This is a genomic window from Halomonas salsilacus (assembly GCF_051216275.1).
In the GTDB taxonomy this organism is placed as follows: domain Bacteria; phylum Pseudomonadota; class Gammaproteobacteria; order Pseudomonadales; family Halomonadaceae; genus Halomonas.
The window spans coordinates 179,363-202,209 of sequence record NZ_JBPKAQ010000002.1; the positions used below are offsets into that span (position 1 = coordinate 179,363).

Sequence of the window (22,847 nt, forward strand, 5' to 3'; positions counted from 1 at the left end):
ATGGATACCGGGACTTTCCGCGGCATCATCACCGGCCTGCTGATTCTGGCCTTCATCGGCATCACCGTGTGGGCCTACTCGAAGCGTCGCAAGCCGGACTTCGACGAGGCGGCCCACCTGCCCTTCGCCGATGATGATGAGCAACCGCATCGTGACAGGAGCGCCTCGCCGAACGGGGCCGATTCCCGCAAGAGCAAGGGAGACAGGAACACATGAACAATCTCTGGGGTGACTCCCTTTCCGGGTTCTGGAGCGCCTGGATCATCGTCATCACGCTGGGCTCCATCGGCTTTGCCTTCTGGCTGCTTTACGCCAACCGCAAGACCGACAAGACCCCCGACGCCGATGGCAACATCGAGACCACTGGGCACGCCGCCGATGGCATCGAGGAGTACGACAACCCGCTGCCGCGCTGGTGGTTCCAGCTCTACGTGGCCACCGTGATCTTCTCGCTGGGTTACCTGGTGCTCTACCCTGGCCTTGGCAACTTCGCCGGCGTACTGGGCTGGACCCAGGAAGGCCAGTGGGAGGAGGAGGTGGCCCGCGCCGAGGAGCGTTTCACGCCGATCTTCGCCCAGTACGAGGAGATCCCGATCCCCGACCTGGCCCAGGACAGTGATGCCATGCAGGTGGCCGAGCGCATCTACCTCAACAACTGCGCGGTGTGTCATGGCTCCAACGCCCAGGGCGGCTACGGCTTCCCCAACCTGACCAACGACGACTGGCTCTACGGCGGCGAGCCCGAGCATATCGTCACCAGCCTGGTCCGCGGGCGCAACGGCCTGATGCCGTCCTGGCAGCAACTGGGCGAGCAGAACATCGAGAACGTCACCCAGCACGTCCTGGCGCTGTCCGATCTCGAACATGACGCCGAGCGCGCCGAGCGCGGCGCCGCCACCTACGCATCGGTGTGCGCCGCCTGCCACATGCCCGACGGCACCGGCAACCAGGCCCTGGGGGCCCCCAACCTGACCAACGACATCTGGCTCTACCAGGCCCCCGGCCAGAGCGTGGCAGATTCCGTGCGTCAGACCCTGCGCAACGGCCGCAATGGCCACATGCCGGCCCAGGCCGCTTATATCGGCGAGGAGCGCGTCCACCTGGTCGCCGCCTATGTCTACAGCCTGCGCTTCCGGGACTGACACGGCTCCCAGGCGCTGACCGATGGGTGCGGCCTCAGGTCGCACCCTTTCTCGTTGGCTCGCGGTCTCGATACAATGGCGGCACCTCGCACGCCCGCGTTGATCTCCTCCCCCTCCTGCCGTGAGCCTGCCATGAGCGACAAGATACCCACACGCGATGTCACGCCGTCACCAGTCGAGCAGCATATGCCGGGCTCGACGGTGCAGCAGGAGATGTATGCCAAGCGTCGCCACATCTACGTGCGGGAGATCCAGGGGCTCTTCCAGCGCGTGAGGCGCGGCACCAACTGGCTGCTGATGCTGGCCTTCTTCGCGATACCCTGGGTGCCCTGGGGCGACCGCCCGGCGATCTGGTTCGACCTGCCCGGTCGGGAGTTCCATATCTTCGCCACCACCTTCTATCCTCAGGAATTCGTGCTGCTCTCCTGGCTGCTGATCATCTGCGCCTTCGGACTGTTCTTCATCACGGTGTTCGCCGGGCGGGTATGGTGCGGCTACACCTGCCCACAGAGCGTCTGGACCTTCCTGTTCATCTGGTTCGAGCATCGCCTGGAGGGGAGCCGGAACCGCCGGATCAAGCTGGATCGTCAGGAGATGAACGCCGACAAGCTGTGGCGCAAGTTGACCAAGCACGCCATCTGGCTGGTCATCGCGCTGGCGACCGGAGTGACCTTCGTCGGCTACTTCACCCCGATCCGCCAACTGGTCGTCGAACTGCCGACCCTGCAGGCCCACGGCTGGTCCTACTTTTGGACCGGCTTCTTCCTGGTCTTCACCTACCTCAACGCCGGCTGGCTGCGGGAGCAGGTGTGCATCTACATGTGCCCCTATGCGCGCTTTCAGGGCGTGATGTTCGACCGCGACACCCTGATCGTTTCCTACGACGCGGATCGCGGCGAGCCCCGTGGCGCCCGCAAGAAGACACTCAGCCACGCCGAGGCCAGGGAGGCCGGCTACGGCGACTGCATTGACTGCGACCTCTGCGTGCAGGTTTGCCCCACCGGCATCGATATTCGCGATGGGCTGCAGTATGAATGCATCACCTGCGCGGCCTGCATCGATGCCTGCGACAGCGTCATGGACAAGATGGGCTACCCCCGCGGCCTGGTCCGTTACACCACGGAGAATGCCCTCGAGGGCAAGCCCACCCACATCCTGCGTCCGCGCCTGATGGGCTACCTGGCGGCACTGATCCTGATGATCGGAGTCTTTGCCTGGGCGGTGGCCGACCGCACCCCGCTGGGCTTCGAGGTGGAGCGCGAGCGCACCGAGCTCTACCAGCTCACCCGCGACGGCCGTCTTAGCAACGTCTATGTGCTGATGGTGCGCAACCTTGACGGTCAGGAGCACAGCTATCGCCTCGAGGCCTCCGGCCTGCCGGGGCTGGTCCTGGATACCGACCGCATCACGGTACCCGCCGGCGACAGCCGCCGCGCCGTGGTATCGATCACCGTCGACCCCGAGGTGATCGAACGCCCCAGCCACCCGATCACCCTGCGCATCGAGGCCGATGAGCACCCAAGCATCGCGCTGGAGCGTGAGACCCGCTTCATCGGCGAACTCCGGAGATAACATGCCCCTCCCCGTGACCCCCTGGTACAAGCAGTTCTGGCCCTGGTTCCTCCTCGGCCTGCTGATGCTCTCGATCATCGTCAGCTCGACCTTCGCCTACCTGGCCGTGAAGAGCGCCGACGGTATGGTACAGGAGGACTACTACGAGCACGGCCGCGCCATCAACATGGTGCTGGCCAAACAGGAGCGCGCCGCCGAACTGGGGATCGAGGCCAGCCTGCGCATCGATCCGCTAACCAGCGACGTGATCCTCGATCTGGAGGGCGGCGAAAGCTTCCCCGAGAAGCTCGACTTCGAGCTGATCTTCCCCACCCAGGACGACCGCGACATCGAGCTGACCCTCGAGCACGTGCGCGATGGCCGCTACCTGGGCCAGGCGCCCGACAACCTGCGCTACCGCTGGTACCTGCAGCTCCAGCCCCAGGGCGAAGAGCCCGAGTGGCGCCTGGTCGGTGAGGGTCGCTTCCCGAACGAGGAGGCCGTGCGCCTGACTCCCGGGCGCGCAGCACCCGCCGACGACTCCTGACATGCTTGATCGGCGAGGAGCCCTGAGCCCATGAGTGAGGCCGTCGCTGCCGGCTCGAAGGAGTGCTACCACTGCGGCAGCCGAGTCCCCCCCGGCGCGACCTGGTCGATCACCCTCGACGATCTCCGCCGGCCGCTCTGCTGCCCCGGCTGCGAGGCGGTGGCCCACGCCATCGTAGACGGCGGCCTGGAAAGCTACTACCGCTTTCGCACCGAGCTCCCGGAACGCCCGGACGAGCGAGAATCCGTGCGTGCCGAGACCTGGGCGGTATTCGACGACCCGGGCCTGCAGGACAGGTTCGTGCATGCGGAAGCCGACGACAGCGGTCGAGTTCACGCCACCCTGGCGGTGGACGGCATCACCTGCGCCGCCTGCGCCTGGTTGATCGAGCACCGCCTCAACGCTCTGGCGGGGGTCGGCTCCAGCGCCGTCAACCTCACTCACCATCGCGTGCGGGTGAGCTGGGATCCCGAGACGGTCAAGCTGTCGCGGATCCTCGCCGAAATGGCGGCCATCGGCTACCAGGCCCAGCCCTACGAGCCCGACGAGGCCCAGGTGCGCTTGCAGCACGAGGAGCGCATGAACGTGCGCCGGCTGATCATCGCCGCGGTGGGCATGGCCCAGGTGATGATGTTCTCCATCCCCATCTACGTGGCCGGCCCCGAGGGGATCAGCGAGGATTTCCTTGCCCTCTTCCACTGGCTCTCCTTCGCCCTGACCACCCCGGTGGTGTTCTTCTCGGCGGCGCCCTTCTTCCGCAACGCCCTGCGCGACCTGCGCACCCGGGTGCTGGGCATGGACGTGCCGGTCTCCCTGGCCATCGGCTTCGCCTATACCGCCAGTGGCTACGCGGTGGTCACCGGCAAGGGCGAGGTCTACTTTGACTCGGCGGCGATGTTCACCTTCTTCCTGCTCTTCGGGCGCTACGTGGAGGCCCGTGCCCGACGCCGCAGCGGCCACAGCGGCAACGCCATGGCCGGCGCCCTGCCGCTCTCGGCGATTCGCCTCACCGAGGCGGGGGAGGAGCGCATCCTGCCGGCCGGCGAGCTCACCGCCGGCGACCGGGTGCTGGTCAAGCCAGGCCATGGGGTGCCCGCCGACGGCGTGATCGAGGACGGCGAGTCAAGCCTCGACGAATCCATGCTCACCGGGGAGTACCTGCCGGTTACCCGGCGCCTCGGCGAGACCGTCACCGGCGGCAGCCAGAACATCGAGAGCCCCCTGGTGGTGCGGGTGACCCACGCCGGGCGCGACGCCCGGGTGGCCGGCATCGTCGACCTCACCGACCGGGCCTTCGCCAGCCGTCCGCGTCTGGCCCAGATGGCGGCACGCATGGCGCATCTCTTCGTGCTGCGCCTGCTGGTGGTCACCGCGGTGGTCACCCTCGCCTGGTGGTTCATCGATCCGGCACGGATGCCCTGGATCATGCTCTCCGTGCTGGTGGTCACCTGCCCCTGCGCCCTGGCGCTCGCCACCCCGACGGCGCTTACCGCCGGCCACGGCCAGCTGCGCCGCCGCGGGGTGCTGGTGACCCGCGCCGATGCCATCGAGTCGCTCTCCCAGCTCGACCGAGTGATCCTCGACAAGACCGGCACCCTGACCAGCGGCCAGATGACGCTGGTGGAGAGTCGACCGCTGGGCGGGCTCGACGCCGAGCGCGCCCGCACCCTGGCCGCCGCCCTGGAGGCGCGCTCCGAACACCCCATCGCCAGGGCCTTCCACCCCTACCGGCTGGCCACGGTGCGCGCCTCCGAGGTGGCCAGCCGCACCGGCCAGGGGCTGGAGGGCATCCTGGGAGAGCGCCGCTGGCGGCTCGGCAAGCCCGAATTCGCCGCCCCGGAGCATGCCCTCGAGGCGCCCGGCGAGGGGCAGTGGCTGCTGCTCGCCGAGGAGGGCGAGCCCCGCGCCTGGTTCGCCCTGCAGGACCGGGTGCGCGACGATGCCGCCAACACCGTGGCGGCGCTCAAGGCACTGGGCCTCGAGGTGGAACTGCTCTCCGGCGACACCCCCGCTGCAGCGGGTGATCTGGCCAGGCGGCTGGAGATCCCTACCTGGCGCGGCGGCGCCAGCCCCGAAGATAAGCTCGCGCGCATCCGCGAGTGCCAGGCGGTCGGCGAGACGGTCGCCATGGTCGGCGACGGCATCAACGACATCCCGGTGCTCGCCGGTGCCGACGTGGCCATCGCCATGAACGGTGCCACCGACCTGGCCCGGACCAGCGCCGACGCCATCCTGCTCAGCCCGCGCCTGTCACGCATCGTCGAGGCGATCGAGATCAGCCGAGCCACCCGTCGGGTGATGCGCCAGAACATGATCTGGTCGGTGTGCTACAACTTCACCGCCATGCCCATCGCCGCCATGGGCTTCGTGCCGCCCTGGCTTGCCGCCATGGGCATGTCGGCGAGCTCCCTGGTGGTGGTGGGCAATGCCCTGCGCCTCAACCGCTTTCGCAGCCGGGCCATGCCCGCAGCGACGCCCCTGCCTTCCCCTGAACCGAGCCGGGTGACCTCATGAGCATTCTCTATCTGCTGATCCCCCTGTCGTTGATCCTGCTGGGCCTGGCCGTCTGGGCCTTCTTCTGGGCGGTCAAGAACGACCAGTTCGAGGACCTTGAAGGCCCCGCACACCGCATCCTCTTCGACGAGGACGAGAACGACCTGCCCCCCGATGAGCGTCAGCGCCGCCAGGAGGCTCGAGAGCGTGCCGCTCAGGAGCGCCGCAACACCGACCCGGAGCCCTGATGGATCCCACCGGACTCGGCCTGCCACCGCTACTGGCGGCCTTCGTCTTCGGCCTGCTCGGCGGCGCCCACTGCATCGGCATGTGCGGCGGCATCATGAGCGCACTGACCTTCGCCGTGCCGCCCAGCATGCGCTCGAAGGCGCGCCTCACGGGCCTGCTGCTGGCCTACAACCTGGGACGCATCGCCAGCTACATGCTCGCCGGCGGCCTGGTCGCCCTGCTCGGCACCCTGGTGGCCATCACCCCGACCGCTCGCCTGGTGCTACAGCTCCTGGCGGCGCTGATGCTGATCCTGATGGCGCTTTATATCGCCGACTGGTGGAAGGGACTGCTTCGGGTCGAGGCGGTCGGCAAGCGCCTGTGGCGTCACCTGGAGCCGGTGGGTCGGCGGCTGATGCCGGTCGTGGAAATCCCCCAGGCGGTGGCGCTGGGCGCCGTGTGGGGCTGGTTGCCCTGCGGGCTGGTCTACTCGATGCTGGCCTGGAGCCTGGCCACCGCCGACCCGCTCAGAGGGGCCGCGCTGATGGGCGCCTTCGGCCTCGGCACCCTGCCGGCGCTGCTCGCCACCGGCCTGGCGGCGCGCCAGCTGGGCGGGCTGATCCGCCATTCGGCTACACGCACGCTGGCGGCGCTATCGATCATCGCCTTCGCGCTGTGGCAGCTGTGGTTGATTCTCCCCGCAGTAAGCCACGGGTAGTGCGGGACTGGCTCGTTCGACCTATTCCACGCGGGCTTGACGCAGCTCAACGCCCCCAGCGCCAAACCGCCCTAGCATGAGATCACATCCACATCCACAGCCCGGAGCGCCGTCATGCCCGTTCAGGCGAAACGCTACGATCTTCGCGTCGGGCCATCCTGGGCGGCCGGAGGCAGGCGCTCGATGCCATTCCACGATCACGACGGATCGCACTACCTCACCTATCCCGCTCGCCTCGACGCGGGAGACGGTGCCGCTGCGCTAACCCAGGCCCTGGCCGAGCGCCCCCCCGGGTCACCGTTGGCGCTTCACGTGCACCTGCCCTTCTGCCGGCAGGCGTGCCGCTTCTGTGCCTCCCAGCGGGTGCCGTCCCGGGACAGCCGTCAGGCCGAGCCCTACCTCACCCGTCTCGACCGCGAAATGGTGCTGGTCAGCCGCCTGCTGGATGACCTCCCTGCCGTGCAGCGCCTGCACTGGGGTGGCGGCGCCCCGGCCTTCCTGTCCCTGGACCAGATGGGCGACCTCTTCGATCGCCTCGACGCCCGCTTCGGGCTCTCCAGTGCCCGGGAACGCGACTTCAGCATCGAGATCGACCCCCGCGAGGCCAACGTCTTCACCCTGCGCCACCTCCAGGCACTGGGCTTCAACCGCCTGAGCCTGGGCGTCCAGGAGCTTGACCTGAGAGTGCAGAGGGCGATCAACCGGATCCAACCCCGGGTACTGACCGAGTCCCTGGTGGATGAGGCCGAGCGCCTCGGCTTCCACTCCCTCAACCTGGACCTGATCGTGGGTCTGCCGCTGCAGACCCCCGAGGGCTTCGGGGAGACCCTCGAACAGGTGATCGCCATGGCCCCGGCGCGCATCACCCTGCGCCGCTACGCTCACCTCCCGCAGCGCTACCTGCCCCAGCGCGAGATCCACGCCGCGGATCTGCCCGACGCCCCCACCCGCCTGGCGATCATGGACGAGGCCCGCCACCGTCTGGATGACGCCGGCTATGTGCATATCGGGCTCGGTCAGTTTGCCCGCACCGATGACAGCCTGGCATGGGCCCTCGGGGAGGGCCGCCTGGCGCGCGACCTGCACGGCTACACCCACACCCCACCCGGTGACCAGCTCGGCCTCGGGGTCGCCGCCATCAGCCATGTCGGCGACACCCTTACCCGCAACGCCATGAGCCTGGGCGACTATGAGGCGGCGCTGGACACGAGCCGCCTGCCCGCCACCGCCGGCCACCGGCTGAACGCCGTCGAGCGCCTGCGACGCGACGCCATCGAGGCGCTCGCCTGCCGCCGCGAGCTGAACATGGTCGCCCTGTCGAAGGTCCATGGACACGACGCCACCCTGGTTCTGGCCGATGCCCTCAGGCGCCTGGCCCGGCTCTGCCAGGCGGGACTGCTGGAGCGCCACGGCGAGTCCCTGAGGGTGACGCCCGACGGGGTCTGGGGCCTGACCCACCTGCTCGCCGCCTTCGATCCCGAGGCCACCTCCATGGCCTGAGCCGCCGGCTGCCGGGCCTACCTCCTTGGAGGTGGTTTGCCCTGCTCGCAGAATCCTCCATAATGGTTGGAATGCTCATGATCAAGGAGGACGCGTCCATGCCCGACAGCCTGACAGGACTACGGCGCTCTGTGCTGCACGAAACTCGCTGCCAGACCTGCAGCCTGAGTTCGCTTTGCCTGCCGCTGGCGCTGGAAGTTCAGGACATGGATCAGTTCGACGCCATCATCCGCCGGCGCGCACCTCTCAAGAAGGGCGAGACCCTGTTTCGCCAGGAGAGCCCCTTCACCAGCGTCTACGCGGTGCGCTCGGGCAGCCTCAAGCAGGTGACCACCGAGGGCAGTGGCGACGACCAGCTCACCAACTTCTACCTGCCCAGCGAACTGGTGGGCCTGGATGGCATCGACGAGGAGCAGTATCCGGGGACCGTGGTGGCGCTGGAGACCACCACCGTCTGCGAGATTCCCTTCGACCGCCTGGATCAGCTGTCGGAATCGCTACCCGAACTGCGCGGCCAGCTCTACCGCAGCATGAGCAAGGAGCTGCGCGACGACCGCCGCATGATGCGCCTGCTATCGCGCAAGACCGCCGACCAGCGCCTGGCCAGTTTCTTCACCAGCCTCTCCGACCGCTTCCGCCGCCGCGGTTACTCCCCCTACAGCTTCCGCCTGTCCATGTCGCGGGCCGACATCGGCAACTACCTGGGTCTGGCCGTCGAGACCGTCAGCCGTATCCTCGGTCGCTTCCAGAGCCAGGGTCTGGTGGAAGTATCGGGCCGCGAGGTGCATATCCTCGACCTGGCGTCCCTGACCCTGGTCGCCGAGGAGGAAGGGGCGAAATAGCCCTTTGGAAATAGCCCCCCCTACTCGTTGAGCAGATCGATCCGGCTGGCCAGCCGTCGCGCCTGCTTCTCCTCCAGCCCGGCGAAGTCGAACAGTTCGCGATCGCCCAGTTGTGACGGCGCCACGTTGGTCACTGCCTTGAACATGCTCTCCAGGCGACCGGGATGGGTCTTCTCCCACTCGGCGAGCATCTCCTTGACCACCTGACGTTGCAGGTTGGGCTGGGAACCGCACAGGTTGCAGGGGATGATCGGGAACGCCATCAGTCGCGCATACTCGGCGATATCGGCCTCGCGGCAGTAGGCCAGCGGACGGATGAGGATGTTCTTGCCGTCGTCGGCGAGCAGCTTGGGCGGCATGGCCTTGAGGCTGCCGCCGAAGAAGAGGTTGAGGAACAGCGTCTCGAGGATGTCCTCGCGATGGTGGCCCAAGGCCACCTTGGTGGCGCCGATCTCCTCGGCGAAGCCGTACAGGGAGCCGCGTCGCAGCCGGGAGCATAGCGCACAGGTGGTCTTGCCCTCCGGCGTCTTCTCCTTGACCACCGAGTAGGTGTCCCGCTCGAGGATGTGGTGCTCGACGCCGATGGACGCCAGGTACTCGGGCAGCACCTGCTCGGGAAAACCCGGCTGCTTCTGGTCGAGGTTCACCGCCACCAGCGAGAAGTCGATCGGGGCGTTGCGCTGCAGGTTGCGCAGGATCGACAGCAAGGTGTAGCTGTCCTTCCCGCCGGACAGGCACACCATCACCCGGTCGCCCTCGTGAATCATGCCATAGTCGATGATGGCGTTACCCACCTGGCGTCGCAGGCGCTTCTGCAGCTTGTTGAACTCCCGCCGCCCGCGGGCATCCAGGGCGTCGAGGGTCGGCGAGGGGGCTTCCTGAATAGGGGAGGCCGCCACGGAGGGAGCCTCCTGGCGATCGCGGGGGTCGAAGATCAGGGCGTCTTGCATGGTCGGTAAGCGCTGCCAGTGCGGGCGAAAATGACGGGCGCCCATCCTACCATCGCCGGCGCCATCAGGCGACGCCGCCCCCGATCTTCAGGAGTAGCGCCCAACGGAGCTGACCTGGTGTTCCAGGCGCAGGAAAATCAGCGCCGTGGTCACCGCATTGCCCAGGGCGGTGTGGCGCCCCATCAGCGGCACGTCCAGCAACTCGGCCACCTTCTCGAAGCGCGGCGCGGACTCCACCTCAGGATGGCGGCGGCGCAGACGGCGCAGATAGCTCTGCGCCACGTCGATGGTGGCATTGGGCAGGTCGAAACCGAAGCGGGGTCGCAGTTCGCGATTGAGGATCGCCAGATCGTAGCCCAGGTGCCACCCCAGCAGGGGGCGGTTGCCGACGAAATCGATCAGGCGCTCCAGGGCATCCTGCACGGGCAGGCCGCCCTCCAGATCGATGCCGCGCAGGCCGTGGATGCGGATTGACTCGCCGGAGAGGCTGGCGGGGGGCGCCAGGCGCAGGTCCAGGGATTCGCTGGTCAGCACCCGATCGCCGCGCACCTTGACGGCGGCGATGGAGACCAGCTCGGCGCTGCGGCTATCCAACCCGGTGGTCTCGGTATCAATGACGACCATCTCGTCACCCGTGTAAGGGTGAAACAGCCAGGCATAGTCACCGTTGGCGTTCCGTCGTCGATCGGCAGCGCGCCGCAAGACCTTGATCATGATGGGGCTCCTTGTTGCGTCATTGTTTTCTCTTCGCGCGTCGTCGTTCCCTGGGGCATCAGCCAGACGTCACGAATATTCCAGATGAAACCGGTGCGAGAGGCGCTGCTTGAAGTCCTTGACGATATGCAGCGCCTCTCGCAGCAGATCGCGCTCCAGCGACGATAGCTCCTGAACCACCACGCGGTCGGGCTTGCGCTCGCCGCCGCTGTCCAGGTGTTCGAGCTGCTGCTTGAGGCGAATTTCGGTGAACAGCGACAGGGCCTCGCCCAGGTCCTCCGCGAAGCGCGGCTCCAACCGGCCGTCCGTCGCCAGGGCATCCAGCCGCTCCAGGGTGGAGGTCGGACGGATGCGACGCTCCAGGGCCATCACCCGCACCCCATGGACGATGGGGAAGATGCCACCCTTCTTGATATCGATGCCGTGCTGGGGGCGCTTGAGCGAGCCAAACAGGGTCAGCGGGGTCGAGAAACGCAGGATGGTGCGGGCGAAGTAGGAGAGCAGCAGTTCGTCGCCGGCGCAGCGCTCGAACAGCTCGTCGCGCACGCGGTCGAGCAGCGCCGGGTTGCCGGCCACCGCGTGGGAGTCAAGCATGATGGCCAGCTTCATCAGGCTGTCGCCGTCACGCTTGCTGGCCCAACTGGCGATGCGCTCACGCCACTGGGTCACGGTACCGACCCACTCGGGGTTGGAGACCATGATGTTGCCCGGGCAGGGCGGGTAACCCAGTTCTATCAGGGTCTCGGTGAGGCGCTGCATCTGCTCGCCACAGTCGGGCCACTCGAGGCCGTCCGCCAGGATCAGCCCGTTGTCCTGATCCGTCTTGAGGATCTGCTCGCCGCGCCCTTCGCTGCCCATGACCATCAGGCAGCTGTCGCGGTAGTAGCGCTCGTCGACCAGAAAGCCCCAGGCCTTGCTCATGATCCGCCCGTTGAGCGCCGCCAGCAGGCCCATGGCGAAGCGCAGCTTGACCCCCTGGGCCATCAGCGCCTTGACCAGCTCCGGCGTGCGGCGGCTGGCGGCAGCCAGCGCCTCGAGGCTCTCGGCCTGCTCCACCTGCAGGCTGACCACGTAGCTGCGGCTCGAGAAGAAGCTGAGCACGTCGGTCAGCTCCACCACGCCAATTGCCGCCTCCTTCTCCAGCACCACCACCCGCTCCACCTTGTGGCGGGTCATCACCACCAGCGCCTCGAACAGATACTGCCCCGGGCCCACCGTAATCAGCTCGTAACGACCCAAGCCTTCCAGGGCGCTGTCTCGGTCGCGCCCCTCCACCACCAGGGCGTTGAGCAGGTCGGTCTTGGTGATCATGCCGGGGCCTGGGTCACCCTCCACCAGCAGGCTGTCGGCATGGCGCTCGTTGATGGTGGTCACGGCCTCGGCGATGGTGGTGGTGGCCGGCACCATCAACGGTTCACGCATGCACTCATCGACCCGGGCCAGCATGAAGCCGGCCATGGTGACCCCGCCTTCGGCGCGCTGCTCCGTCAGCAGGCGCGCCTTGTGGGCCAGGGTCTGACGGAAGAACTCGGAGAAGGGCGGGTAGTCGTCGCAGAGCTCGAGGAACAGTGCCCTGGGCAGCAGGTAGCAGAGGCTCTCCTGCTCGGCCCGGAAGCGGTAGCGGCTCTTGCCGTTGAGGATGCTGATGGCGCCGAACAGGTCGCCGCGGGTGTAGTGGCCGATGCGTGAACGGGCGGCCGGCAGGGTCGGGTCGACTTCCGCCACTTCGCCCTTCTGGATGAGGAAAAGGTTCTCGCCGGCCTGCCCCGTCTCGAGGATGATCTCGTCGCGGTCGAAGTAGGCCAGGTCAACGCCCTGGCGAACCCGCTCTCGGCCGGCCTCGTCGAGCAGGCTGAACGGCGGTTGGGAAAGATCGACCTCGACCATGGCGCTGACCTCGCAGGCGGCTTTCCGACCATGGCCCATTGGATCTCCTACACCCCGTGCGGGGCCGATGACTGGAGGCAGGGACGGTGCGGGAACGGCGTTACTGGCCGCCACCTGATTGTAGTTGGATGCGAGCCTGCCGCGGCGGCAGGCCCGGGTGTCCTGCCTGATGGGAGGACTCAAGGAAGGATAGCAGCCACGCCATTGCCCTTATAAGCTAGACGAACGTCGCTCCTCCCGATGCCTTAGACGATCGTCCAAGCCCGTGTTGACAGAGTGAAAGCCGGCCACGCCGCCCCCTATACAATCGTCCTAATCCGGCTTCCCCCTCCTCTGTAATCTGCCGAAAACATGCCCCCAAGCCATTGATAAAAAAGAGAGACGCCATCGCCTATTAAATCGTATTTTTCTCATGATACGAAAGTCTGGGATTCATTTTTCCCCCTCATTGCCCACTATCCACACTGCATCATGCAGGGCAATCACACGACAACGATGTATCCCGATACCGGCGCAGCCTGCCACACGGGCCTCCTCCCTGCCGGGATGAGCCCCCAGGGCTCGCAAGGGTCGGGCAACAGGCATGAGATTGCCCTGGTGACCCGCAAACATCAGACCACCCAATTTCCCAACCCCACCAATAACAAGTGGAGAACGCGACAATGGCGGAAGAGAAAACCGATTCCTCCGGCTACTGGAAGGCGAACGTACGCCTGATCACCGGATGCCTGATCGTCTGGGCCTTCGTTTCCTACGGATGCGCCATCCTGTTTCGGCCGCTGCTCTCCGGCATTCCCGTGGGCGGCACCGACCTGGGCTTCTGGTTCGCCCAGCAGGGCTCCATCCTCACCTTCATCGTGCTGATCTTCTTCTACGCCTGGAAGATGAACAAGCTCGATCAAAAATACGGTCTGGGGGAGTAAGCCAGCATGAGTCAATTTGCTATCAACCTGCTGTTCGTAGGGGCCTCATTTGCCCTCTACATCGGCATCGCCATCTGGGCCCGAGCGGGCTCCACCAAGGACTTCTACGTGGCGGGCGGCGGCGTCCACCCGATCACCAACGGCATGGCCACCGCCGCTGACTGGATGTCCGCAGCGTCCTTCATCTCCATGGCCGGCCTGCTGGCCTCCGGCGGCTACGCCAACTCCACCTTCCTGATGGGCTGGACAGGCGGTTACGTGATCCTGGCCATGCTGCTGGCCCCCTACCTGCGCAAGTTCGGCAAGTTCACCGTGCCGGACTTCATCGGTGACCGCTTCTACAGCAATGCGGCCCGCCTGGTGGCCGTCATCTGCCTGATCGTGGCCTCCGTGACCTACGTCATTGGCCAGATGACCGGCGCCGGGGTGGCCTTCTCGCGCTTCCTCGAGGTCTCCAACACCTGGGGCATCTGGATCGCGGCCTTCATCGTGTTCCTCTATGCGGTATTCGGCGGCATGAAGGGCATCACCTACACCCAGGTGGCCCAGTACGTGGTGTTGATCATCGCCTACACCATCCCGGCGGTCTTCATCGCCATGCAGCTGACCGGTAACCCGATTCCGATGTTCGGCATGTTCAGCACCCACACCGAATCCGGTGTGCCGTTGCTGACCAAGTTGGATGACGTCGTGTCGGCGCTCGGCTTCCGTGACTACACCGCCGACGTGGACAACAAGCTCAACATGGTGCTGTTCACCCTGTCGTTGATGGTCGGTACCGCCGGCCTGCCCCACGTCATCATCCGCTTCTTCACCGTGCCGAAGGTGGCCGATGCACGCTGGTCTGCCGGCTGGGCCCTGGTGTTCATCGCCCTGCTCTACCTGACCGCACCGGCTGTGGGCTCCATGGCGCGCCTCAACCTGATGACCACCGTCTATCCGGAGATGACCGGCCAGGTCGAGGACTACGAGGCCGCCGCTGCCGAGCCGATCCTCTATGAAGACCGTCCGGACTGGGTGCGCACCTGGGAGGAGACCGGCCTGATCACCTTCAACGACCTCAACAACGACGGGCGCATCCAGCTCTACAACGATGCCAACCCCGAGTTTGCCGAGACCGCCGAAGCGCGCGGCTGGGCAGGCAACGAGCTGACCGTCAACAACGACATCCTGGTACTGGCCAACCCCGAGATCGCCAACCTGCCCGGCTGGGTCATCGGCCTGATCGCCGCCGGCGGCATCGCGGCCGCACTCTCCACCGCTGCGGGTCTGTTGCTGGCCATCTCCTCGGCCATCAGTCACGACCTGATCAAGACCATGATCAACCCCAAGATCTCCGAGAAGGGCGAGATGCTGGCGGCGCGGATCTCCATGGGCGGGGCCATCCTGCTGGCCACCTACCTGGGCCTCAACCCTCCGGGCTTCGCCGCCCAGACGGTGGCCCTGGCCTTCGGTATCGCCGGCGCCTCGCTGTTCCCGGCGCTGATGATGGGGATCTTCTCCAAGCGGATTAACGACAAGGGCGCGGTTGCGGGCATGCTGACTGGCCTGCTTCTGACTCTGCTCTATATCTTCACCTACCTGGGCTGGTTCTTCGTGCCGGGCACCAACATGCTGCCCAACACGCCGGACAACTGGATCCTGGGCATCTCCCCGCTCTCCTTCGGCGCAGTGGGTGCGATCTTCAACTTCGCGGTTGCCTTCGCGGTTTCCAGTGCAACAGAGGAGCCTCCGCAGGAGATCCAGGACCTGGTGGAGAGCGTGCGCTATCCCAAGGGTGCTGGCACCGCCATCGACCACTAACTCCTCGGGTCTATCTGGGCCATACTGGCCCCCTGGCCCGGCTCGCCGGGCCAGTCAATCCCCACCGATCGGGCTTCCCTAGGGAAGCCCGATCGCTTTGAGTAAGGACCTTTCATGATTTGGCACTTGATCGCGGCGGTCTTCGCCGGTCTCGGCGCCGCCGGCATCGGCATGCTGCTGCGCATGGCCAGCGGCAAGCGGCTACCAAAATGGATCATCCCGGTATTCGCTGGACTGGGCATGCTCGGCTACCAGATCAACGTCGAGTACTCCTGGTACGAGCACAAGCGGCAACTGCTGCCCGAGTCGGCCCAGGTGGTACAGGTCGAGCACGACGCCATGTTCTGGCGCCCCTGGACCTATCTCTTCCCCATGGCCACCGCCTTCAGCGTGGTCGATGAGCAGAGCATGGCGATTCAGGAGCAGGCGGGTGAACGGCGGGTCGAGTTCCTGCTCTACCACTTCGAAAAGCAGGTCCAGGACCGCGTCACGACCCAGACCTGGCTGATGGACTGCACCACCCGCGAGATGCTGCCTCTGGAAGCGGATACTCGCCGGCCCCTTATCGAGCACAGCCGCCGGCTGACCGATGACGCCCCGCTCTACCTGGCGGTCTGCGAACAACGCTGAGCGGCGCTGCCCAGCATCGGCGCATTGCCCTAGAATAGGCGCAAACCGTGGGGGAGAAAGGGCATGTTCTCAGGCTGGCTGCTGGTTGCCATATCGCTGCTCTACATCGCCATCCTGTTCGGTATCGCCTGGCGAGGCGACCGTCATGCCCGCCGGCATGGCGCCAGCCGGCGACGGCCGATCATCTACAGCCTGGCACTGGCCATCTACTGCACCTCCTGGACCTTCTACGGCGCGGTGGGGCAGGCGGCCACCGGCGGCTGGTCCTTCGCCAGCATCTACATCGGCCCGATCCTGACCTTCCTGCTGTTCTGGCCGGTGCTGGCCAAGATGATCCGCGTGGCAAAGCACCAGAACGTCACCTCCATCGCCGACTTCATCGCATCGCGCTACGGCAAGGCCCAGTCCCTGGCCGCCTTCGCCAGCCTGGTCGCCCTGATCGGCACCCTGCCCTACATCGCCCTGCAGTTGAAGGCAGTCTCCACCTCCTTCAGCGTGCTCACCGCTTCCGGTGACGCTACCGACACCCCGCTGTTCGCCGACACCGCCTTCTACGTCGCGGTGGTGATGGCGGCCTTCGCGATCCTGTTCGGCACTCGCCACACCGATGCCACGGAGCACCACGAGGGGCTGATCCACGCCGTGGCCTTCGAATCGCTGGTCAAGCTGGTCGCCTTTCTGGTGCTCGGTGCCTACGTCACCTGGGGCATGTTCGGCGGTCTGGGGGAGCTGTTCGCCCAGGCGGAGGTCCAGCTGGAGTTGCAGCGCCAGCTGTCCCAGCAGGACTTCGGTCAGAGCTTCTGGGCCCAGACCCTGCTGGCGATGCTGGCGATCCTCTGCCTGCCGCGCCAGTTCCACGTGGCGGTGGTCGAGAACACCCACCCCGACGATGCCGCCAAGGCGCGCTGGCTCTTCCCGCTCTACCTGGCCGCCTTCGCCTTCTTCGTGCTGCCCCTGGCCGCCGCCGGCCTGACCCTGTTCGCCGACAGCGGTATCGAGCCGGATACCTACGTGCTGGCGCTGCCCATGGCGGCGGACAGCCAGTGGCTGACCCTGCTGACCTTCATCGGCGGCTTCTCGGCGGCCACCGGCATGGTGATCATGGCCGCGGTAGCGGTATCGATCATGATCTCCAACGAGATCGTCATCCCAGCGCTGTTCCGCTTGCGCTGGTTCGACACCAAGGCCCGCGACTACGGCCGCCTGGTGCTGCGCGCCCGACGCATCACCATCGCCGCGGTGCTGGCCATGGCCTACGGCTTCTATCAGTTGATCGGCGAGTTCGCGTCGCTCGCCTCCATCGGCATGCTGTCGTTTGCCGCGGCGGCACAGTTCGCCCCCGCACTGATCGGCGGGCTCTACTGGAAGCGGGGGAATCGCCTGGGGGTGGTCGTCGGCATGAACGCCGGCTTCGCCATCTGGGCCTACAGCCTGCTCATGCCGGCGATGATCTCCGCAGGGGTGCTGCCGGGCCACTGGCTCGACGGCGGCCCGCTGGGGTTGGCCTGGCTGGCGCCCACCTCGCTGTTTGGGCTGAATGTCGGCGACAGCTTTACCCACGGCGTCATGCTGTCGCTGGGGGTGAACCTGTTCTGCTATATCTTCGTTTCCCAGGTCACCTCCCAGCGGGTGGTGGAACGCATCCAGGCCTCGCTATTCGTGGACAGCGTCGAGACCCGCCAGACCTCGGTGAACCGCCCCTGGACCGGCGCCACCACCGTGGGCGACCTCAAGGTACTGTGCGAGCGCTTCCTCGGTGCCGGCCAGGTGAGCCGCGCCTTCCACGATTATGCGCGGCGCAGCGGCTCGACACTGGAGGACGGCGCCCGCGCCTCCATCGACGTGATCCAGTTCACCGAGCGCTTCCTGGCCTCGGTGCTGGGAGCCTCTTCGGCACGCATCGTGGTCAACTCTGCGCTGCAGGGCCGCGGCATCGGCATTTCCGACGTGATCTCCATCGTCGATGAGGCCTCCCAGGTGCTGGAGTTCAACCGCGCCCTGCTCCAGGCCACCATCGAGAACATCAACCAGGGCATCAGCGTCGTGGACCAGAACCTGCGACTGGTGGTGTGGAACCAGCGTTACCTGGAGCTGTTCCGCTTCCCCGACCACCTGATCCGCGTCGGCGCGCCGATGGACAAGATCTTCCGCTACAACGCCCACAACGGCGAGTACGGACCCGGCGACCCCGAGGAGCACGTCCAGTTGCTCCTCGACAATATCCGCGAGGGCCAGCCCCACCGCTATGTTCGCTACCGCCAGGACGGCAGCGTGCTGGAGGTGCAGGGCAACCCCATGCCCGGCGGCGGCTTCGTCTACACCTACCAGGACATCACCCAGCAGAAGCGCATCGAGGAGGCGCTGATCCGCTCGGAGAACAACATCCGCATCTATACGGACAACGTCCCCGCGCTAATCGCCTACTTCGACAAGGAATGCCGCTACCTCTTCACCAACCGCGCTTACGAGCAGGCCTTCGGCATCGACCGCAACGCGGTGATCGGCAGGCGGGTTCAGGACGTGGTCTCACCGGAGATGGCCCGCGAGCGGGCTCCCTGGATCGACCGGGCGCTGGCCGGCGAGCGGGTAAGCTTCGAGGTCTCGCTCAGGCTGCCCGAGGGGCGCCGCTACATGCTGGTCACCTACACGCCCCACTTCGGCGACAGCGGAACTATCCTCGGCTTCTTCGCCCTCTACCAGGACATCACCGAGCGGCGCCAGGCGGAGATCGCCCTCAAGGAGACCAACGAGACCCTGGAGGAGCGCGTGCGCGAGCGCACCCAGGCGCTCTCCGAGGCCAACGCCGCCCTGCGCCAGGAGAACCGGGTACGCGCCGAGGCCGAACTGGCGCTGCGCCAGGCCAAGCAGCTGGCCGAGGACGCCAACGCCTCCAAGACCCGTTTCCTGGCCGCCGCCAGCCACGACCTGCTGCAGCCGCTCAACGCCGCGCGGCTGTTCACTTCGGCGCTCTCCCAGGAGATGGCGCCCGCCAACATGAAGCGCACCATCGGCCATATCGACAACTCGCTGCAGGCCGCCGAGGAACTGCTCGGCACCCTGCTCGACATCTCCAAGCTCGACGCCGGCGCCCTCACCCCTCGGCGCAGCCACTTCGCGCTGGCCGACATCATCCGCCCACTGCGTGCCGAGTTCGAGGTGATGGCCGAGGATCGCGGCCTCGACCTGGAGGTGGTGCCGACCCGAGCCTGGGTCGACAGCGATGCCCAGATGCTGCGCCGTATCATCCAGAACTTCCTCTCCAACGCCATTCGCTATACCCAGGAGGGCCGGGTGCTGCTCGGCTGCCGTCGCCACGACGACCGCCTCTCCATCCAGGTATGGGACTCGGGTCCCGGCATTCCCGACTCTAAGCAGGCCGAGATCTTCCAGGAGTTCCGCCGGCTCGACCAGGCCTCGCGCCACAAGGAGAGCGAGAAGGGGCTGGGGCTGGGGCTCTCCATCGCCGACCGCATGAGCCGCGTGCTCGACCACCCCATCACGGTGCGATCGAAGGAGGGCTCGGGCACCATGTTCGCGGTCAGCGTCCCGGTGGTGGAGGCGCGCAGCGAGGCACAGCAGGCCGAGGAGGCCGCCTCCCCCAAGCGCGCCGGCAACAAGCTCGTCGGCATCCGCGTGCTGTGCATCGACAACGAGAGCCTGATCCTGGAGGGCATGAAGGCGATGCTCTCGGGGTGGGGTTGCGAGGTCTTCACCGCCACCACCATCGGTGGCGCCAAGTCGGTGCTGCGCCACCTCGATGGCGACCCCGACGCGATACTCGCCGACTACCATCTGGACAACGAGGTGACCGGCCTGATGGCGCTCGAGGCCCTGAGCGAGCGGCTGGAGGGGGCGGTGCCCGGCATCGTGATCACCGCCGACCGCACCGAGGAGGTCGCCGAGGAGGTCCGGCGCGCCGGCTACCAGCTGCTGCTCAAGCCGGTGCGCCCCGCCGCCCTGCGCGCCCTGCTCACCCGCACCCTGCAGGCCAGCCGCGCAGCACAGTAGTGCCAAGCGGCAAGCTCATCATGCAAAAACCCACCTGCCGGTGGGTTTTTATTTTTCTGTACGCTCGTTGCTTGTCGCTCAGGATTCGACCTTCGGCGGCTCGACCTCGAGCTTCTGGGCGGCGATCACCGCCTGGGTGCGTGAGTGCACGCCCAACTTGCGCAGGATGGCGGTGACATGGGCCTTGATGGTCGCCTCGGAGACGCTCAGCTCGTAGGCAATCTGCTTGTTGAGCAACCCCTCGGTGAGCATGTTGAGCACGCGGAACTGCTGCGGGGTCAGAGAGGCGATCGCCTCGGCGAACTTGGTCTCTTCCTCGTTGGCCTCGCCCATGGCCGCGGCCAGCTCTGCCGGCAGCCACACCTCGCCGTCGAGGATCTCCCCCACCGCCTCGGCGATCAGCTGCAGCGAGGAGGACTTGGGAATGAAGCCGGAGGCACCGTAGTCGATGGCGCGACGCACCACATAGGGCTCGTCACTGCCCGAGACCACTGCCACCGGGATATCAGGCGTCTGGCCGCGCAGCTGGATCAGGCCGGAGAAGCCGTGTGCCCCGGGCATGTGCAGGTCGAGCAGGATCAGGTCGGCGTCCGGGTGGCGATTCACCACCTCGGCGGTGGCCTGCATGGTGTCGGACTCCACGATCTCGGCCTGGGGCGCCAGCTGGCGCAGCGCCTGGGTGAGGGCTGCGCGGAACAGCGGATGGTCATCGGCGACGATGAATTTCTGGGCAAAGGCCATGGATTCTCCTCCGGTTCCTCTGGCAGCGGGCGTGGACCGCCACTCGGGGTCTTCATATGACTGTGAGGCATGTTACCCCATGGCAGAGGCGATTCCCAAGCGCTCCGACATCATTGTCGACAATATTGTTCTGCAGGCGCAAAAAGCCGGCCACGAAGGCCGGCTCTGAGAGGGAGTCGCGCCGAGCGACTCAGCGGACGGCGCGGTTCTCGATCAGCTCATCGACCACGCCCGGATCGGCCAGGGTGCTGGTATCGCCCAGCCCGTCGCACTCGTTGGCAGCGATCTTGCGCAGGATGCGGCGCATGATCTTGCCGGAGCGGGTCTTGGGCAGGCCCGGGGCCCACTGGATGACGTCCGGCGAGGCGATCGGACCGATGTCCTTGCGCACCCACTGGGTCAGCTCCTTCTTGAGCTCGTCGGTGGGCTCCACGTCGCCGTTCAGGGTCACGTAGATGTAGATGCCCTGGCCCTTGATGTCATGGGGGAAGCCCACCACGGCGGCTTCGGCCACGGCCGAGTGGGCCACCAGGGAGGACTCGATCTCGGCTGTCCCCATGCGGTGGCCGGAGACGTTGATCACGTCGTCGACGCGGCCGGTGATCCAGTAGTAGCCGTCCTCGTCGCGACGGCAGCCATCCCCGGTGAAGTAGACGCCCTTGTAGGTGGAAAAGTAGGTCTGGGTGAAGCGCTCATGGTCACCCCAGATCGAGCGTGCCTGGCCCGGCCAGGAGTCGGTGAGCACCAGGTTGCCCTCCACGGCGCCTTCGAGGGTGTTGCCCTCGCTGTCGAACAGCGCTGGCTGCACGCCGAAGAACGGCAGGGTGGCGGAACCCGGCTTGAGATCCGTGGCACCGGGCAGCGGCACGATCATGATGCCGCCGGTCTCGGTCTGCCACCAGGTGTCGACGATGGGGCACTTGGAGTTGCCGATCACCCGATAGAACCAGTCCCAGGCCTCAGGGTTGATGGGCTCACCCACCGACCCGAGGATGCGCAGCGAGTCGCGCTGGCTGGAGTCCATCACGCTGTCGCCGTGGGCCATCAGGGCACGGATGGCGGTGGGCGCGGTGTAGAGGATGTTGACCTTGTGCTTGTCGACGATCTCGCCCATGCGGCCATGGGTCGGATAGCTGGGCACGCCCTCGAACATAAGGGTGGTGCCCCCATTGGCCAGGGGGCCGTAGACGATGTAGCTGTGGCCGGTGACCCAGCCCACGTCGGCGGTACACCAGTAAATCTCACCGTCCTGATAGTCAAACACGTACTGGTGGGTCAGGCCGGCAAAGACCAGGTAGCCGCCGGTGGTGTGCTTGAGGCCCTTGGGCGCACCGGTGGAGCCGGAGGTGTAGAGGATGAACAGCGGATCCTCGGCGTTCATCTCCTCGGCCGGGCAATCAGCGGACTGCTTGTCGACCACGTCGCCATACCACACGTCGCGGCCTTCCTTCCACTCGATCTCACCGCCGGTGCGCTTGACCACCAGCACCTTCTCGCAGATCTCGGTGCCGTCGCGGGTCAGGGCCGCATCGACGTTATCCTTGAGCGGCACATGTTTGCCGCCGCGCACGGACTCATCGGCAGTGATCACCAGCTTGGAATTGGCGCCCACCACGCGTTGGGCCAGGGCATCGGGGGAGAAACCGCCGAACACCACGGAGTGCACTGCACCGATGCGGGCACAGGCCAGCATGGCGACGGCGGCCTCGGGGATCATCGGCATGTAGAGAGTGACCACGTCACCCTTGCCGATGCCCAGCTCTTTCAGGCCGTTGGCCAGCTGGCAGGTCTGGGCATGCAGCTCGCGATAGGTGATGTGCTTGGAATCGTTGGGATCATCGCCTTCCCAGATGATCGCGGTCTGATCGCCGCGCTGTTCGAGGTGGCGATCGAGGCAGTTGGCGCTGGCGTTGAGGGTGCCGTCCTCGAACCAGCGGATGTCCACGTTATGCGTATCGAAGCTGGTGTGCTTGATCTTGGTGGGAGCCTTGATCCAGTCGATACGCTTGGCCTGCTCGGCCCAGAAGGTGTCTGGATCATCCACGGACTGCTGGTACATCGCCTGATAGGTTGCCTTGTCTGCCCAGGCCTTGGCGGCGATGTCGTCGCGCACCGGGTAGATAGTTTGTTGATCGCTCATGGAAGTGCCTCTGTCCTTGGGATGGCCCCG

At 66.4% G+C, this 22,847-nt stretch carries 18 protein-coding genes; 13 read left to right on the forward strand and 5 right to left on the reverse strand.

Annotated elements, in window-relative coordinates:
• The 9 genes from ACR80S_RS04265 (at window position 1) to fnr (ending at window position 9,021) form a co-directional block, all read left to right on the forward strand.
• On the forward strand, window positions 1–216 hold the full coding sequence (locus ACR80S_RS04265) for a cbb3-type cytochrome oxidase subunit 3 (RefSeq protein WP_416139689.1): 216 nt from the start codon (window positions 1–3) through the stop codon (window positions 214–216).
• Window positions 213–1,142: a cytochrome-c oxidase, cbb3-type subunit III gene (gene ccoP / locus ACR80S_RS04270; protein ID WP_435399279.1), complete on the forward strand. Its 930-nt coding sequence runs from the start codon at window positions 213–215 to the stop codon at window positions 1,140–1,142. The genes ACR80S_RS04265 and ccoP overlap by 4 nt, the downstream gene beginning before the upstream one ends.
• Before the next feature lie 132 nt (window positions 1,143–1,274).
• On the forward strand, window positions 1,275–2,714 hold the full coding sequence (ccoG, locus tag ACR80S_RS04275) for a cytochrome c oxidase accessory protein CcoG (RefSeq protein ID WP_435399280.1): 1,440 nt from the start codon (window positions 1,275–1,277) through the stop codon (window positions 2,712–2,714).
• Between the two features lies 1 nt (window position 2,715).
• Complete coding sequence (locus tag ACR80S_RS04280) at window positions 2,716–3,240, forward strand: FixH family protein (protein WP_435399281.1); 525 nt, start codon at window positions 2,716–2,718, stop codon at window positions 3,238–3,240.
• Between the two features lie 30 nt (window positions 3,241–3,270).
• On the forward strand, window positions 3,271–5,754 hold the full coding sequence (locus ACR80S_RS04285) for a heavy metal translocating P-type ATPase (protein WP_435402638.1): 2,484 nt from the start codon (window positions 3,271–3,273) through the stop codon (window positions 5,752–5,754).
• Window positions 5,751–5,981 (forward strand): cbb3-type cytochrome oxidase assembly protein CcoS, encoded by a 231-nt coding sequence (gene ccoS / locus ACR80S_RS04290; RefSeq protein ID WP_435399283.1) that lies wholly within the window; start codon window positions 5,751–5,753, stop codon window positions 5,979–5,981. Before ACR80S_RS04285 ends, ccoS begins: the two co-directional genes overlap by 4 nt.
• Window positions 5,981–6,679 (forward strand): sulfite exporter TauE/SafE family protein, encoded by a 699-nt coding sequence (locus tag ACR80S_RS04295; RefSeq protein WP_435399284.1) that lies wholly within the window; start codon window positions 5,981–5,983, stop codon window positions 6,677–6,679. Before ccoS ends, ACR80S_RS04295 begins: the two co-directional genes overlap by 1 nt.
• Window positions 6,680–6,862: 183 nt before the next feature.
• Window positions 6,863–8,179 (forward strand): oxygen-independent coproporphyrinogen III oxidase, encoded by a 1,317-nt coding sequence (gene hemN / locus ACR80S_RS04300; protein WP_435402639.1) that lies wholly within the window; start codon window positions 6,863–6,865, stop codon window positions 8,177–8,179.
• Window positions 8,180–8,277: 98 nt separating this feature from the next.
• Window positions 8,278–9,021 carry a fumarate/nitrate reduction transcriptional regulator Fnr gene (gene fnr, locus ACR80S_RS04305; RefSeq protein ID WP_435399286.1) on the forward strand — a complete coding sequence of 248 codons (744 nt, stop codon included), beginning with the start codon at window positions 8,278–8,280 and terminating at the stop codon, window positions 9,019–9,021.
• A 20-nt stretch (window positions 9,022–9,041) separates the two neighbouring features.
• On the opposite strand, the gene ttcA is transcribed toward fnr, so the two are convergent.
• The 3 genes from ttcA to ACR80S_RS04320 form a co-directional block, all read right to left on the reverse strand.
• On the reverse strand, window positions 9,042–9,971 hold the full coding sequence (gene ttcA, locus ACR80S_RS04310; protein WP_435402640.1) for a tRNA 2-thiocytidine(32) synthetase TtcA: 930 nt from the start codon (window positions 9,969–9,971) through the stop codon (window positions 9,042–9,044).
• An 87-nt stretch (window positions 9,972–10,058) separates the two neighbouring features.
• The gene (locus tag ACR80S_RS04315; protein ID WP_435402641.1) at window positions 10,059–10,685 is read right to left on the reverse strand and encodes a 3'-5' exonuclease; all 627 of its coding nucleotides are present in this window, start codon (window positions 10,683–10,685) and stop codon (window positions 10,059–10,061) included.
• A 69-nt stretch (window positions 10,686–10,754) separates the two neighbouring features.
• A complete protein-coding gene (locus ACR80S_RS04320; RefSeq protein ID WP_435402760.1) occupies window positions 10,755–12,572 on the reverse strand; it encodes a putative nucleotidyltransferase substrate binding domain-containing protein in 1,818 nt (605 codons plus the stop codon).
• Between the two features lie 662 nt (window positions 12,573–13,234).
• Between ACR80S_RS04320 and ACR80S_RS04325 the strand changes: the two genes are divergently transcribed.
• The 4 genes from ACR80S_RS04325 (at window position 13,235) to ACR80S_RS04340 (ending at window position 19,936) form a co-directional block, all read left to right on the forward strand.
• Entirely contained in the window at window positions 13,235–13,495 is a 261-nt protein-coding gene (locus ACR80S_RS04325; protein WP_416139677.1) for a DUF4212 domain-containing protein, read from the forward strand.
• 6 nt (window positions 13,496–13,501) lie between these two features.
• The gene (locus tag ACR80S_RS04330) at window positions 13,502–15,298 is read left to right on the forward strand and encodes a sodium:solute symporter family protein (RefSeq protein WP_435399289.1); all 1,797 of its coding nucleotides are present in this window, start codon (window positions 13,502–13,504) and stop codon (window positions 15,296–15,298) included.
• A 114-nt stretch (window positions 15,299–15,412) separates the two neighbouring features.
• A complete protein-coding gene (locus ACR80S_RS04335) occupies window positions 15,413–15,928 on the forward strand; it encodes a hypothetical protein (protein WP_435399290.1) in 516 nt (171 codons plus the stop codon).
• Between the two features lie 63 nt (window positions 15,929–15,991).
• Entirely contained in the window at window positions 15,992–19,936 is a 3,945-nt protein-coding gene (locus ACR80S_RS04340) for a hybrid sensor histidine kinase/response regulator (RefSeq protein WP_435402642.1), read from the forward strand.
• A 78-nt stretch (window positions 19,937–20,014) separates the two neighbouring features.
• On the opposite strand, the gene ACR80S_RS04345 is transcribed toward ACR80S_RS04340, so the two are convergent.
• Both ACR80S_RS04345 and acs read right to left on the reverse strand, forming a co-directional pair.
• Window positions 20,015–20,677 carry a LuxR C-terminal-related transcriptional regulator gene (locus ACR80S_RS04345; protein WP_290907159.1) on the reverse strand — a complete coding sequence of 221 codons (663 nt, stop codon included), beginning with the start codon at window positions 20,675–20,677 and terminating at the stop codon, window positions 20,015–20,017.
• Window positions 20,678–20,867: 190 nt separating this feature from the next.
• Entirely contained in the window at window positions 20,868–22,817 is a 1,950-nt protein-coding gene (acs, locus tag ACR80S_RS04350) for an acetate--CoA ligase (RefSeq protein WP_435402643.1), read from the reverse strand.
• Window positions 22,818–22,847: the final 30 nt, after the last annotated feature.